The 13,450-nt window shown below is 44.0% G+C and carries 15 protein-coding genes; 7 read left to right on the top strand and 8 right to left on the bottom strand.

Features of this window, described 5'->3' with window-relative positions; all coding sequences use genetic code 11:
* Positions 1 to 4: 4 nt before the first annotated feature.
* Together BLU97_RS03835 and BLU97_RS03840 are read right to left on the bottom strand one after the other, a co-directional pair.
* Positions 5 to 691: a hypothetical protein gene (locus tag BLU97_RS03835; RefSeq protein ID WP_139208741.1), complete on the bottom strand. Its 687-nt coding sequence runs from the start codon at positions 689 to 691 to the stop codon at positions 5 to 7.
* 70 nt (positions 692 to 761) lie between these two features.
* Entirely contained in the window at positions 762 to 1,784 is a 1,023-nt protein-coding gene (locus tag BLU97_RS03840; protein ID WP_074760406.1) for a sugar kinase, read from the bottom strand.
* Positions 1,785 to 1,945: 161 nt separating this feature from the next.
* Here BLU97_RS03840 and BLU97_RS03845 point away from each other — a divergent pair, with 161 nt between their 5' ends.
* Together BLU97_RS03845 and BLU97_RS03850 are read left to right on the top strand one after the other, a co-directional pair.
* Positions 1,946 to 2,491 (top strand): hypothetical protein, encoded by a 546-nt coding sequence (locus BLU97_RS03845; RefSeq protein WP_074760309.1) that lies wholly within the window; start codon positions 1,946 to 1,948, stop codon positions 2,489 to 2,491.
* Between the two features lie 85 nt (positions 2,492 to 2,576).
* Complete coding sequence (locus BLU97_RS03850; protein ID WP_074760310.1) at positions 2,577 to 3,308, top strand: porin family protein; 732 nt, start codon at positions 2,577 to 2,579, stop codon at positions 3,306 to 3,308.
* Positions 3,309 to 3,574: 266 nt separating this feature from the next.
* Here BLU97_RS03850 and BLU97_RS03855 read toward each other — a convergent pair whose 3' ends face one another.
* Both BLU97_RS03855 and BLU97_RS03860 read right to left on the bottom strand, forming a co-directional pair.
* The gene (locus BLU97_RS03855) at positions 3,575 to 4,339 is read right to left on the bottom strand and encodes a UDP-2,3-diacylglucosamine diphosphatase (RefSeq protein WP_028906659.1); all 765 of its coding nucleotides are present in this window, start codon (positions 4,337 to 4,339) and stop codon (positions 3,575 to 3,577) included.
* A 1-nt stretch (position 4,340) separates the two neighbouring features.
* On the bottom strand, positions 4,341 to 4,661 hold the full coding sequence (locus BLU97_RS03860) for a metal-sulfur cluster assembly factor (RefSeq protein WP_028906660.1): 321 nt from the start codon (positions 4,659 to 4,661) through the stop codon (positions 4,341 to 4,343).
* Between the two features lie 66 nt (positions 4,662 to 4,727).
* Here BLU97_RS03860 and BLU97_RS03865 point away from each other — a divergent pair, with 66 nt between their 5' ends.
* The 4 genes from BLU97_RS03865 (at position 4,728) to BLU97_RS03880 (ending at position 8,853) form a co-directional block, all read left to right on the top strand.
* Positions 4,728 to 6,446 carry a helix-turn-helix domain-containing protein gene (locus tag BLU97_RS03865; RefSeq protein WP_081352840.1) on the top strand — a complete coding sequence of 573 codons (1,719 nt, stop codon included), beginning with the start codon at positions 4,728 to 4,730 and terminating at the stop codon, positions 6,444 to 6,446.
* A 91-nt stretch (positions 6,447 to 6,537) separates the two neighbouring features.
* A complete protein-coding gene (locus tag BLU97_RS03870; protein ID WP_139208743.1) occupies positions 6,538 to 6,945 on the top strand; it encodes a hypothetical protein in 408 nt (135 codons plus the stop codon).
* A 19-nt stretch (positions 6,946 to 6,964) separates the two neighbouring features.
* A complete protein-coding gene (locus BLU97_RS03875; RefSeq protein ID WP_074760313.1) occupies positions 6,965 to 8,287 on the top strand; it encodes a zinc ribbon domain-containing protein in 1,323 nt (440 codons plus the stop codon).
* Between the two features lie 41 nt (positions 8,288 to 8,328).
* Complete coding sequence (locus BLU97_RS03880; RefSeq protein WP_175456288.1) at positions 8,329 to 8,853, top strand: hypothetical protein; 525 nt, start codon at positions 8,329 to 8,331, stop codon at positions 8,851 to 8,853.
* Here BLU97_RS03880 and BLU97_RS03885 read toward each other — a convergent pair.
* The 4 genes from BLU97_RS03885 to BLU97_RS03900 all read right to left on the bottom strand — a co-directional run bounded on the left by BLU97_RS03885 (position 8,832) and on the right by BLU97_RS03900 (position 12,735).
* A complete protein-coding gene (locus BLU97_RS03885) occupies positions 8,832 to 9,434 on the bottom strand; it encodes a hypothetical protein (RefSeq protein WP_074760315.1) in 603 nt (200 codons plus the stop codon). The two genes, BLU97_RS03880 and BLU97_RS03885, sit on opposite strands and share 22 nt — an antisense overlap.
* Before the next feature lie 22 nt (positions 9,435 to 9,456).
* On the bottom strand, positions 9,457 to 9,747 hold the full coding sequence (locus BLU97_RS03890; RefSeq protein WP_175456289.1) for a zinc-ribbon domain-containing protein: 291 nt from the start codon (positions 9,745 to 9,747) through the stop codon (positions 9,457 to 9,459).
* Positions 9,748 to 9,831: 84 nt separating this feature from the next.
* Positions 9,832 to 11,811, bottom strand: coding sequence for a hypothetical protein (locus BLU97_RS03895; RefSeq protein WP_139208747.1), 1,980 nt, complete (start codon positions 11,809 to 11,811; stop codon positions 9,832 to 9,834).
* Between the two features lie 327 nt (positions 11,812 to 12,138).
* Positions 12,139 to 12,735 (bottom strand): hypothetical protein, encoded by a 597-nt coding sequence (locus BLU97_RS03900; protein WP_139208749.1) that lies wholly within the window; start codon positions 12,733 to 12,735, stop codon positions 12,139 to 12,141.
* A gap of 171 nt (positions 12,736 to 12,906) precedes the next feature.
* On the opposite strand from BLU97_RS03900, the gene BLU97_RS03905 reads away from it, so the two are divergent.
* Positions 12,907 to 13,443 (top strand): zinc-ribbon domain-containing protein, encoded by a 537-nt coding sequence (locus tag BLU97_RS03905; RefSeq protein ID WP_074760319.1) that lies wholly within the window; start codon positions 12,907 to 12,909, stop codon positions 13,441 to 13,443.
* Positions 13,444 to 13,450: the final 7 nt, after the last annotated feature.

Genomic DNA, 13,450 nt, shown 5'->3' on the forward strand with positions numbered 1-13,450 from the left:
CTTTTTACTTAACTCTTTCGATACTGGTGAACTTGAGCTGCATCGTGGGATTGAGCGTCCTGCTTTCTTTCTGCCCGTCGATGATGGTTTCTATCTGCGTTACTGTTAGTATGTTTGTGAACGATGCTCCACTACGATCAAGCAAAGCGGTTGATTCGGTAGGGGCTATCGTCAGAACTACTGCCATCAGCGTGCCATCATCCTTGGTTACGATAAATGGCAGGTATATGGTGCCATATGTTTCGCTGGGCATCATCTCCAGATAGAACGATAGATCTGATATGCCGATAATGCGATAAGGAACGGCGAGGGTCGACTCCAGGCAACTTCCGTTTCGATAGTCAATCAGGGTCTGCATCCAAAGCTCTTCTTCGGGTGTTGGTGTGTTGCCATAGGGTGCTTCAGCCGAAAGCTTGGCCACCTTTACCTCAGGCAGGAATTTCTCCATGATAGCTGCGTAAGGATAATCCGCACAAGCTACGTAGTTTTCGCCTTTAAAGCCTAATACAGTACGTATATAAGTCTCGTTGCCTTTCACGTTGTCAACCATCCATACACCTTTGAAAGTGTAATCGAGGGATGGTTGGTCAGAAGGGTCGAGATGTGGGTCACCTGTTTCAAGCATATCGCTGCCAGGGCTGCATGATAGCAGCGTTACTAATACTATAAATAATGGAAATATTCGCTTCATATTTGTACACGTTTTATTGCTTCTTTATCCATTAAACGATGAAGAAGGCCAAATACTGCATCAAGAAATGTTAAATTTTCACATCAAGAATCTCTTCCTCGGTCGAGAGGTTGAAATCGCCCGGGATGGTGTTCTTGAGGGCTGCGGCAGCTAACGAGTAATTCAACTGCTTCTGCATGTCGTTGGGGAACAGACTGATGGCATGCAGCCAACCACCCATAAAGGCATCGCCCACACCAACTGGCTCCACCACATCAGGGATATCCATGATAGGTGCCTGCAACAGTTTATTGTCGGTATAAAGTAGGGCTGTAAGGGTGTGATGATTCGAACTTACGATATTACGCATACCCATCATCCAGTGTTTTACTCGGGGGTAGGCAGCATGCAACTCGTCGAACCACTCGCCATACTCTTTCATCTGCATCTCGAAGTTAGAGTCGGTAGCCGTGAATGGTGGCTGTGGATGCTGCGACAACCAGTCGAACTCGATGGCATCGCCAAACATCATATCGCAACGCGACAGCATGCGACTCAATGTCTTTCTAGGCTCAGCGCCTTCGTACTTCCAAAGGTTTTTGCGGTAGTTGATGTCGAAGCATACAGTAATACCCAACTCATCGGCCACGTCGAGTGCCTCGAAGGTGGCATCAGCAGCCTGTTGCGAGATGGCAGCCGTGATACCCGATACATGGAAGTAGTTGCAATCCTTCAGTATCTCGCGCCAGGGAATCATGCCTGGCTTCAGATCTGAATAAGCCGAGCCATTACGGTCGTAAATCACCTTGGCAGCACGCATGCCGGCAGCAGGCTCAAAGTAATAGGTACCAATGCGCTGTCCGCCATAAAGCACATGGCTGGTATCCACACCAAGCTCTGCTAAGCTCATGGCTCCTGCATGGCCTACTGGCGTATCAGGCAGTCGGGTAATATAGGTTACATCTTCGCCCTGGGTAGCCAACGATACGGCCACATTAGCCTCGCTACCACCATACTTACTGGTAAACAGGTCGCCCTGAGTCAGTCGCAGTTGTCCGGGCTTCGAAAACCTGAGCAACAACTCGCCAAACGTTACTATCTTCTTTCTGTTCATGTTGGTCATTATCTGATAACTTCGCTGCAAAGATACATATTTTAATTCAAAAAGACTTAATGTTACATTAATTTTTATATCTGTAAGATAATATAATATTTCATTTTGAAAAGATATGCAGAAAAGTATTACATTTGCACCCGTATTGAAAAGACTAAATAATGAAACTGTATCTGATCATATGGTTGATGCTGTGGGGCTCTGAGGTGTTTGCTCAGCGCAAACTGGTGGTGGCCAGTTTAGAGTCGAAAGCGCCGCAGCGTGATATCAAGGTTCGTGTTGATAATGGCGATGAGGTTGTTACCCCATGGAATGGCGAGATTGAGGTGCCCGACAGCTTTAAGCGTATCACCCTGAGTCATCCCAAGTTCCAGCACCGTTATGTGCTGCACGATGAACTGAAGAACGATACCATTTACTTGATACCAACCTTGCATGCCATCGACGAGGTAGTGGTGTATGGAACCGACCGTAGCAAACAGATGATGGCCAACATCATGCGTCCTGCAATCCCTAAGGAAGTGCCACTACCACAAGTGGTACCAGCTGGTCCCAATGTGTTAGCCATGTTAGGCTGGCTATTCGAAAAGACCGTGGCCCCAAAGATTGAGGCTAAACAGCGTAGAAAGAGGGCCCTGAAAGTAGTACGCCAGAAAGAGCAGGAGTATGAAGCCAAATGGGATGCCCTAAAGGCACCCCAGAAGTGACCACGATACTCTTTAACATATTTTGATGCAGTATTTTTACTTCTTAGTCGTTTAATGAGTAAAGAAGTTTTTTAAAAGCATTGAAATGAAACTAAAGACAATCTTGATAGCGATGGTATTCGTATCGGCTATCACAACAAAAGCTCAAGATGTTAACTGGCAGGCCCGGGTAGGTGGTGGTGTTACATGCCTGATGGGTGGTGTGTCTAATATCAACGAACGTACAGGTTTTCATGTTGGTGGTGGTGCTGATATCGGCTTGTCAAAAAACGGTGTGTTCAGATTGCAACCAGAGCTACGATTTGAGCGTAATGGCTGGCAGTTTGATGGATATTATGGTAGCGAGCAGATTATGGAGGCACATTTCAGTACGCGACTCGACTATCTGAAACTGCCCGTGATGGTAGCTGCCCGCCTGCGATTGGCCAATCAATGTTTCATTACTTTCAAAACTGGTGCTTATGTGGCTTACGGTCTGCAAGCTAAAACCCGTATGCACATCCTGAATACGGATTATGAGGAAACCTTCAGCGAAAACCACTTTAGTGCCCCCTGCGATTTCCATGGTGCAGCTTATGATAAAGATAATCGCCGTACGGGATATCCTAAATTCAACCATTGGGACGTTGGGTGTATCGGTGGTGTCGACTTAACTTTCCATCATTTCATCATCGGTGCTGAAGTGTCGTATGGACTGAAGCGTGTCTGCGAATCTGGTTTCATCGGTAATCCGCTTGGTAACATCGCTACATTAGTCCTAACAGGTGGCGGTCCCAAAAACATTAGTGCAGGTATTTCTTTGGCGTATCAATTCTGATTTTTGATGTCATAACGTCATATTGGGGCTGTTATATGACATTGAGATAGGTTGTATATAGTGTTTCATTAGGAGAAACACTTTGTTTCTACTGATGAAACATGTTGAAAACATAGGTTCTTTTATGCAGTGATGTACCTTGTATGACATCATGTGTTTTAATATGACATCATAACGTCATATATAACCAACTAAAAGTCAGATGGTTATAATGAATATGACGTTATGACGTTAAAAATACGAATAATTTGCAGTGAAGTGTTTTTTCATGGGCGGCTTTCGCCTTCGATGTATTGCGAAAGGAGCAGGTGTTCGCCATCAAACATCACATAAGAGAACTGACTGATCCAGTCGCCTAAGATAATCATGCGGGCTTTCTTGGTAAGCTGCAGATCTACTTCGATGTGACGATGACCGTAGATGAAATAATCTACGTTAGAGTGGTACTGGATGTACTTTTTGGTAAACAGTACCAGATGCTCGCGGTTCTCACCCATATAGGCAGGCTCTTCGCCGTTAGGACGCTTCATGCGACTGTGCTTGGCCCAGTTCAAACCAAACCACATGCCCCAACGGGGATGCAATGACGAGAAGGCCCACTGACAAGCCTTGTTGTGGAAGATGCTCTTGATAAGTTTGAACTTCTTATCAGGATCGCCTAGTCCGTCGCCATGCGCCAGGAAGAACATCTTTCCGTATATCTCAGTAGTCTCGGGCTTCTTATGCAGAATCACGCCGCACTCCTTTTCCAGATACTCGTAGGCCCAGATATCGTGGTTACCAGTAAAGTAATGCACCTCGACACCCATGTCGGTGAGCTCCGAGATTTTTCCAAGAAAACGAGTGTAGCCCTTGGGTACTACATATTTATATTCGTACCAGAAATCGAACATATCGCCCAGCAGGTAGATGGCAGCCGCCTTCTCCTTGATGCTATCGAGGAAACGGACCAGTCGGCGTTCCTGCATGCGCTGGTGCGGAATGGCTAACGAGCCCAAGTGGGCATCGGAAAGGAAATATACGTTCTTCATATTAATCGAATCCAAGTTCAACTCTCGCTTCTTCGCTCATCATACTCTGATCCCAAGCGGGTTCGAACACGAGATTAACATTGGCACCCTTTACGCCATCCACACTCTCTACCTTGGTGCGGACATCCTCAAGGATAAAGTCAGCAGCAGGGCAGTTGGGGGCTGTAAAGGTCATGTCCAACTCAACAGAACTGTCGTCCTGTACATCTATCTTGTAAATCATTCCCAGGTCGTAGATGTTGACGGGAATCTCTGGATCGTAAACGGTCTTCAGAACATCTACAATCCGCTCTTCTATCTGTGTCTTCTCTTCTTGTGTCATAATCGCTGCAAAGATACAAAAAAACATTCTCAGGACAAAAGAAAATCTTTCCTTTTTTGTTCAGATATGGAATTATTTCGTATCTTTGCAACCAAAACCGATCAGATGGGCTTTATAAGTGTACAAGTTAATATAAAACAACTTATATGTATATTGATAATGTCGTTGACGTTGTCAATACCTGCAATGGCTGTCTCTGCAGGAAACCATTGTCCAATGGTTAAGATAGAGGCTGAACGTTTGCCTGATATGACGATACCACGTAGTGGACACTCTGTTTTCGTAGTGAATGGCGAGGTGACGGTTGTTGGTGGTCATACATCTGGATTCAAGTTGACATCTACTGCAGAATATCTTAAAGACAATAAGTGGTATCTGTTGCCTACCGTCTATTCGCACGATGGTGGAATGTCTATAGTCATGAAGTCGGGAAAAGTGCTGTTGGCGGGTGGCTTTAAGGATAACTTGGGCATTTCGCAGAGTTATGAAGTAGAACTCTATGACCCCATGACTCATTCTTGCAAAGGATTCGGATGCCTGAACCAAAAACGTGCTTCGGCAGCTGCTGTAGAAATGGATGATGGTAAGGTGCTGATTACAGGTAATTGGTATGCTGATGACGAGATGGAACTTTACGATGGTAAGGCCTCGTTCTCTCATGCAAAGGCCGTTTCCCAATCGCGCTATCTGCCTCATGTGTTACGTACTTCTGGCAATGATGCGATGATTATTGCGGGTTATGATATGCATGGTGAACCGCTTGATACGATTATTGTTGATCGCTTATATGGAGAGGCTGTCAGAGATACATTGTTTAATACCTGGCGCCCATTGCATTATGACCTCTCTCAGCATAGTGATGATAGTTTTATCGGCGATGAGGCTCAGCAATTTTATCGTTATCTGGTACCTGTTGAGAATAGTCGTGGCCAATTAGCGATTGTTGATGTTCGTGATACAATCTTTTCTCTTCTCCCAACGATTTGTCCTATCCCAATGAAGAGTCAGTGGGGGACTATTAAATATATAACTCCGGTTTATGCAGATCGTTTGAATCATCGTGGTTATGTATTAGGTTTCGATAAAACACGCCGTGTATATGCACTCTGTATCGACTATGCCCAGATACCAGCCAAACTAACCCTTTATTATACTGATCCTTTGCCAAAAGATGCGGGTATGTTGAGCATTCCTGTTCTTACAAAAGATGGTAATCTGTTATTAACAGGTGGTATCGATGATAAAAGACCAAACGAAAATTTCCAGCCCAAGGCTTCTGTTTGGTTGTTACGTTTCACAGAAGTAAGCAAGGCGGAATCGCCTCTTTGGATATGGGGCGTTATATTAGTATTAATCATAATCGCAACTTCTGTTTTCTTTATACAGAGAAAGCTGCGTGGACGTAGAATGGAACTCGAGGGGGCTGACCAACCAACATCTGTAAATGTTGATACTCAGTTAATGCAGCGTATAACAGAGTTGATGGAAGAGAAACAGCTTTATAAAATTCCTGATTTGAAGGTCTTGGATATCGCAAGTGAGTTAAGAACCAATGCTCGTTATGTATCCGACTGCATCAAAAACTCAACGAATTATTCCTTTACTCAATACGTTAATAGTTATCGTATACAGCATGCCCAGCAACTGATGCGTGATTTCCCGGATCAGAAGATCTCTACCATTTATATAGATTCGGGTTTTACTAACGAAACAACATTCTTCCGAGCGTTCAAGGCTATTACAGGTATGACACCTAAAGATTGGAAAAACCTGCAAAACGACTGACAAAACAAGAATTGTCAGTCGTTTTGCAATTTTTGATAGTCGCTTTATGGGCTATTATGGCTATCTTTGCCCCACAAAAAATATGATGCTTATGAAACAGATTCTATTATGTGTGGCGACCTTGATGGCTTTTGTAGCTGGTGTTTATGCCCAATCGCTCAAAGAAAGAGCGCTTGTATATAAGTATGTGGTTAACGATAAGGCTCCTGGCGTTCACACCACCATTAAGAATGGTGTGAAGATCTGGACTAATTCTAATGGCGACAATCTCGGTGAGTATAAATACTCTGTCACTGTTAGTGAAAAGAAGGAGGCCGACAAGATTAGAGCGCAAGCAATGGATGAGATTACAAAGAAATCATTGACTAAAGAGGCTCGCAAAAAAGCGGATGAAGCAGTAAGAAAGAAATTCATCAAAGAGAGAACAGCCAAAACCAAGAAGAACGGTAATACATCTTCTGAAACAGAGTCTGTGTTTAATGTCAACACAAAAGATTGATTATAAAATGCTATAACTTATGGCAATTTGTGAAAAGTGTGGTCATTCCAATGATGACAATGTGAAATTCTGTGGTGGTTGTGGTGCCCGTATGGATGTAAGACGGTCAACACCACCTCCTCTTGTGTTCGACCTTGAGCCTGATGAGGAATCGCCTAAACAACCAAAGCGTGAACATAGGGGATCTGTACCTCCACCATATGAGCCTCGTCCCTCCTCACATTCGTCAAAGCCCAAACCAAAGAATAAGTACGTTGAGCGTAGTAGCACTCCTGGGTCTCTGTCGAGGGGGTGCATGTTCAAAGGGTGTTTGGTTCTGTTGGTTACTTTCCTAGTTTGTGGTGGAATTATGGCCTACCTGTTTTATCAGGATGATGAAAAAGAAAGCAGGGGCATCTTAGACAGCATTGAAACTCCAGAGGATACTATTAATATTGTAGGTGTTTCAGGTGTATCCTTATCTAAGGATAGTGAAGCTTCAGAAGAGAATGGTGAAGAAACACTCCCTATTGGGAAGGAGTATATCAACAGAGAACTTAATACAAAGATTGGTTTTGCCAAAAGTGAGAGTAGTTCCGAACCTGTCTACGTCGTTTATTTCTCAACAGATGATACTAAGGGGCATGATATCGTGAAGATAAGCCCCTCAGGTAAGGGGCACTTTACGCTTTATAAGTCGGATGGAATGACTCCCGATGCCGAGCTCTATATCTATCCTGGCGCAGAGAAGGTACGTATATCAAGCAAAGGTGTAGAGGTGATATTCCAATCTGCCGAGAGTTTCTCAGAGGCTGTCAGCAGTACCGATCCCAGCTATACACCAGCACGCTATGCCATCACGGCAGGATCGGATAAAGGTAAATGGGAAACACTGCAATCAGGTGAGACGGTCTATATCTATCCAAGTGGCACCTATGCCCATAGTATATGGATAAAGGATGGCGGTAAATTTTATTATGTAGATGCGAGTGGCTGCCTCATGAAGGATAACTATGCCCACGATGGCTTTTATGCTGGGGCAGACGGTGCATGGAATAAAGAGGTGAAATGCATCGATGTTAATAAGTTGCCTGGGAAATTATATACTGATAGAGACTCTCAGAGATGGATTTTTGATGTGAAAGAACATAGTAATGGTACTATCACAGGTACTGCTCAGCACATTTATCACGGTACTATCAACCTCACCGAGAACTATGTTGTCAAGTCGTTCGGTCATAGTGCTTACTCGCTAACAAAGAAGGACGATGAATTTGTACGCTGCCATGTGGTGGTACTCGATAATGGTCATACTATCCTTGTATCTTCCGTTGGAGCCACAAATAAATTTATATTAAACTAATGAAGATTTTTTATCAATTACTTGAATTAATCACGATGTTATTGGTTGTTAGTACTATCCTAACAGCCTGTCATCCGTCGTATGTTAATGCGCAGAAAGAGTTAGAGACGCTTTTAAATAGTGAAGAGGGACAGAAAATGACAGCTGACCAGCTGGCTGAGATGACGCCTGGTTTTGCTGATAAGTTGCGAGGGGCTGGTTGCGAAATTCATTTGCCGCTGACAGATGAAAACACGTTGCCTAAAACTGGTCAACTTTATGTTTCCTCCTCTACAGGTAGTAGTATACTGTTTCATCAGAACGGCTCAAGTGTTAGCGTAACCATTGCTTTGCGAGAGAATCATTGGGGTATGCCTGCTGACAGTTTGGAGGGTACTGCACAATATGTAGTGCAATCTCGCGGAAAAGGCCTCTATACCTTATATAATAATGAGGAAGCTCGTTTTGAAGGACGATTAGTATATGTGTTTCCTGGTGCTGATAGTATTATTGTTACTCGTGGCTGTCAGGAAACACAGCAGACTTTCTTTAGAACTGCTACAGATTATGATGCCGTTGGGCAGTGATCTTTGATGTATTGGCAAACCCAGTTGTAATCCTCTTCATCCACATAGATGTGGTTCCAGCTGTACCATGCCTCTGTGAGCTTGATAAGATTGCGACGAGGGACTGTCTTTACAGAATGGACATGCTTGAATTCTGTCTTAGTGACCTGTACACCAGAGGAGAAGAGAGACAGGCCCACCATGCCCATATCGCCCTTGGCTGCTCCTATCCAACCGCCAATGGTATTGATCAGCTGCAGCTTCTTCACTTTCTTGGGCATCTGATGGTGCTCAATGCCTTTCTCGTCCATTACAAACAGGGCGGCATAGGTTCCTCCCATAATGGCTGCAATCACTAGATAAGCCGGAATGGTTATTAGAAAGAGAAACAGAAACACACCCGTCAACATCAGTATGGATGGCAGCACCTCCTCGTCCAAGCAGAAATTGATGACCGAGAATAACACAACGCTTACCAGATAGCAGATAAGAAACATGTTTGCTATCACATAGAAGATGGTTGGGTTCCGATACATATTTACCTCATAAGCCCAACGGTACTTGCCATCTGGGCATAACTGAACTTTGTCTTTATTTTCCATAGCTTGAATACTCTATTTGTTCTTAGTCTATTTTCTTTCCGCATTCGGTACAGAATCTGTTCCCCTCTTTCAGGCGAGCGCCGCAATAGGGACAGAAAGCACGTCTTGACTCTGCTTCTGACATAGATTCTCCCTTTTCCTCTTCCATAGCGGCACGCTGCTCCAGACGTTGATTAGTGTATGCCACGATTTCCTCGGCAGTAAACTCTACCCCTTTGGAATTCGTAAAACGGTCGTAAGTCTTGTTGGCCACAAGAAACTCCTCTTTCAGTGTTACGGGATCCAACACCACCACGTTCCCAGCATGTGTCACTTGTATCAGGTGGATGGCCGGTAAATACTTCTCTTGTTCTTTTTCCATATTAAGTATGTCCTTTCGTGATTATTCAAAAAAACTTCAAAATTCTACTTGAATATTGCCAACTTGCATGCCTGCATGAGTCCAGAATGATTTTGATTTACTTCCGATATCAGAGAACTTTTCATCGACGCCATTCTGAAGGAAACTCTTTGTAGTATCAATAAGCGACTTCTTAACACTTGCCTCTCCTTTGATGATGTCAACGGTGGTATTTGCTATTGTGTCAAGACCTGTTTTGCCTCCGATATTTTTTAAGTCCTTATAATTGCCTGTGGAATTGATCTTCGACTTTCCGTACTCAGCACCGCCTTTAATGGCTGTACGAGCGATAGTCTTCACAACTGTCTCACCTTCATTAATACAATTGCCCAACTCTTCTGCTCCAGCAATTAATGCTAAACCGCCATCTGCTACAGAAGCCGCATGCGCTCCACCTGTTGCCTTGGAATATGAACTTATTGTCCTGAGGGCCCACTTACTTCCTTCACGAGCCGCATAGGTTGTCTTATAAGCAATATCCCAGTTTCGTTCAATGCGTCTATTACGCTCTTGGTCAGGCTGGAGTTTGTTTGTCATCTCATCATCCATCATTTTTCGTGCTTCTTCTGGGGTGGTCACATCCCTCATCGAGGTATGCTCACGCACATAGGACTGATGTTTTTTATCTCGTTCTTTGGTGGCTTTCTCGAACTCATCCTGACGCCAGCGCCACGACTTATAACTCTCACCTTTTTGGGGCTTCAAATACTCTTTGACACCTCTTTGGCGCAAGTCTTCCTGGATCTGTCGGTTAACAAACTCTTCCTCAGATTCACCCTGGCGTTTCTTCATACCTGAAACATTCTCTACCACCGTCTTCTTAGCTTTCTTACCCTTACGGATAATCTTAACAACGGCCCAACCGATCAATCCTCCTACAATAATTGGTATGGCTGGTGAGGTGCCTCCATCGTCGCTGTCAGAATTGCCAGTGGTAATTGCTGTTGCGCCTCCGCCTGCCTCTTCGATGATCGCCGCATCCTTCTCCGATGCCCAGTGATAACAATAAACGGCATCCATATTGCAGCACGACAAGATGATGTACATCTTCCTATCACCTTCGTCATCATTAGTGTAACCTGCCTCTTTGGGCGATACCACATTGTTTTTCATAACTGTGTTGTACTTCTCACCACTGGGAACTACAATGATTTGGTAGTTGTCATCATCTATTAGTGCACCAGGAAGTTCTGTATCGTTTGTAATACCCTGTCTTTCCCAGTTGTCAGCATTCCAGCCAAGACTCTTGTATTTGATGGTAGCTCGTGCCCAAATGGCATTCTCACGTGGACCATCGTCTGGATTCGATGTTAGCTCGTAATTCACTGCCACCTCGTCGCCAGGATGGTAGATACTCTTCAGACCTTTGGCGATGCCCTGAGCCGTTGCGTTGTACGTTTTCCCGTTATGTCGGTATTCGCGTTCCAGTCGGAATACACCCTTGTCGTACTGACGCCGTTCCGTTACAACACCTCCATCGTCATCGCGTTCATACTCATGAGCCCCATATACGGCAGAACTATGGAATACCCAGCAGAAGTCTTCTGTTTCTTTTATCACCTTCTTAGCCCGAACAAGCTCATAGACAAAATAGACGATAGGGGTTGTAGGCTGTGCAACGCCGTATGACGATGAAAGTGCGATGCCAATGTAGCGATATACTTTCTTTTTCTCCATCTTGGCATTGAGCATACCAAAAGGTATCTGCCATATCTGTTTGTCGCCAGACTTAGTGAAGGTGGCATACGATTTTTCATCCACAGAGATACTACTGGTATTCTCTTTACGACTAACGGGCAGAACTTTGGCTCCTCCTTTCACACTGGCCTCACCGTTTCCGTCAACAACGGTTACGTTGGGTACGGTCGAAAAGGTGTCTCCATGTTTGCAGGTGGTTTTGATACTTAGCTCCACCTTTAATTCTGTCGGCCCCTCTATGATATCAGGTAAACCTTTGATGATTAGTTTTGCTGTCATACTTTCGCCGTAATGGTCATGAGCTAATGTTGCATTCTTTTGTTTTTCAGGGTCATCCTTGTAGCTCGATAAGTATTGCCCAACAATAAACTTCTCTATCTTGATAGCGTTTTGATCAAAGGAATAATTGATCTGTACATTGTTTTCGCGACCAGCGACTCCCATAGATTTATACTCCTCAGATGGCATGTTATGTAACTTTGTGCCAACGAGTTTCCAACATGTCGCTTCTTGAGCCTGCATGGCAGAAACCAAGAAAAGAGCAATAATCGCAGGAAAGAATCTTTGGAATATAATCTTATGCATAGTCTTAGGTGTTTTTAGTTCTTATTTTGTATGATAGGTTTTCTCTGAGCGTTTGTAGCCCCAAGTAATGAGGAGATCCTTGCTGCCAGGCTTTATCCATACGATGCATTCTGCATACTCTGGGAATCCATCGGGATGCTTGTCGTGATTCTGACAATGGCAACCTTTGTGCTTGATATTATAAAAGGTGTAAAGGCCATTACCTCGAGCATGCACACGATAATTTATTGTTGTATCTGGTGCTTGCTGCTCCCAATCATGTATAACTGTCCGAAGGTCGGCTGTGCCGATGGGGCAGATAGTGTCTCCCTTGATAGTATCTTGATGGAATACGATGGTGCTGCCTGTTGCATCATCGATGTAAGGTGTGTCAAACAATGGATGTTCGTCAGCATTCGTGATAGGAAGATTGACAGCAAAAACACTATTGTTTTGATAGCCGTCTTGATGAGCCAGTTCTGTGGCGCTCATCATGTGTCCCTTGGCACTATTTAATACTGCATGAAGATGTTTAACGGCATCCTCTTCGATATTAGCGGCATCGTTAGTTATCTGCTGGGATGGGGTAGAACCGCAGGCCATTAGCAGAACTGTTGCAAAACAAAAAATTTTATTCATATCGTGAATCCTATAGTTATTCCGCAAATTTACCGCTAATATCCAAGAAAAGCAATAATGATGGGGCTAAAACGACTTACAATGCAAGAATTGATAGTCTTTTTACGATTTTTGTAAGTAACGCAGTCAGACTTTTTCCCTATATTTGCGAAATAAACAAACCTAGTTATTATGCATAAATACATCGGTTATGGAAATATGTTCTGTTGGCACTGCGGGAAGCGTGTTCATTTAGGGAAGAAATTCTGCCCGCATTGTGGTGCACGATATAATGGAACCGTCAAACACAGTAAGTTTAGCTACCCCGTCAACAAGCGTATCTCGCCCCATGTAGGTCTGGGTCCATTCCATTTTACGTTTGTTCGTTTCCTGTTCAAATACATCATCGGAAGCATCATCACGGCTTTGATCGTACTGGGCATCATTTATATGATAGATAATTACGAAGAAGGTGTGTATGAGAAGATATGTATGATTCTCTGCTCGTTCTGGGTAGTATGGCTTGCGTGGTATTTCTTGTCTAAAGCCTTGGCAGTGCCGTCTGTGCACCGTAAGAATAATGCAAAAGCTGCAGTTGGTGATGAGTTGGATTGTGCATGTTGCCATAATAAAGGGGTAGTAGGCGAGAACTATTGCGATCTCTGCGGTACTGTGCTTTACTACGATCATAATGGCATGAATCAGCCACCCGTTGAGCCAGACAAGTGAATAACAA

Origin of the sequence: Xylanibacter ruminicola, assembly GCF_900107775.1 — a bacterium.
GTDB lineage: Bacteria > Bacteroidota > Bacteroidia > Bacteroidales > Bacteroidaceae > Prevotella > Prevotella ruminicola_C.

What these genes read in the sequence shown, in the direction of transcription:
- BLU97_RS03840 (WP_074760406.1), bottom strand. Translation starts at nt 1,784, where the DNA reads ATGAACAGAAAGAAGATAGTAACGTTTGGCGAGTTGTTGCTCAGGTTT.
- BLU97_RS03850 (WP_074760310.1), top strand. Translation starts at nt 2,577, where the DNA reads ATGAAACTAAAGACAATCTTGATAGCGATGGTATTCGTATCGGCTATC.
- BLU97_RS03870 (WP_139208743.1), top strand. Translation starts at nt 6,538, where the DNA reads ATGAAACAGATTCTATTATGTGTGGCGACCTTGATGGCTTTTGTAGCT.
- BLU97_RS03905 (WP_074760319.1), top strand. Translation starts at nt 12,907, where the DNA reads ATGCATAAATACATCGGTTATGGAAATATGTTCTGTTGGCACTGCGGG.
- BLU97_RS03845 (WP_074760309.1), top strand. Translation starts at nt 1,946, where the DNA reads ATGAAACTGTATCTGATCATATGGTTGATGCTGTGGGGCTCTGAGGTG.
- BLU97_RS03875 (WP_074760313.1), top strand. Translation starts at nt 6,965, where the DNA reads ATGGCAATTTGTGAAAAGTGTGGTCATTCCAATGATGACAATGTGAAA.
- BLU97_RS03860 (WP_028906660.1), bottom strand. Translation starts at nt 4,661, where the DNA reads ATGACACAAGAAGAGAAGACACAGATAGAAGAGCGGATTGTAGATGTT.
- BLU97_RS03900 (WP_139208749.1), bottom strand. Translation starts at nt 12,735, where the DNA reads ATGAATAAAATTTTTTGTTTTGCAACAGTTCTGCTAATGGCCTGCGGT.
- BLU97_RS03855 (WP_028906659.1), bottom strand. Translation starts at nt 4,339, where the DNA reads ATGAAGAACGTATATTTCCTTTCCGATGCCCACTTGGGCTCGTTAGCC.
- BLU97_RS03865 (WP_081352840.1), top strand. Translation starts at nt 4,728, where the DNA reads ATGGAATTATTTCGTATCTTTGCAACCAAAACCGATCAGATGGGCTTT.
- BLU97_RS03895 (WP_139208747.1), bottom strand. Translation starts at nt 11,811, where the DNA reads ATGACAGCAAAACTAATCATCAAAGGTTTACCTGATATCATAGAGGGG.
- BLU97_RS03835 (WP_139208741.1), bottom strand. Translation starts at nt 691, where the DNA reads ATGAAGCGAATATTTCCATTATTTATAGTATTAGTAACGCTGCTATCA.
- BLU97_RS03885 (WP_074760315.1), bottom strand. Translation starts at nt 9,434, where the DNA reads ATGGAAAATAAAGACAAAGTTCAGTTATGCCCAGATGGCAAGTACCGT.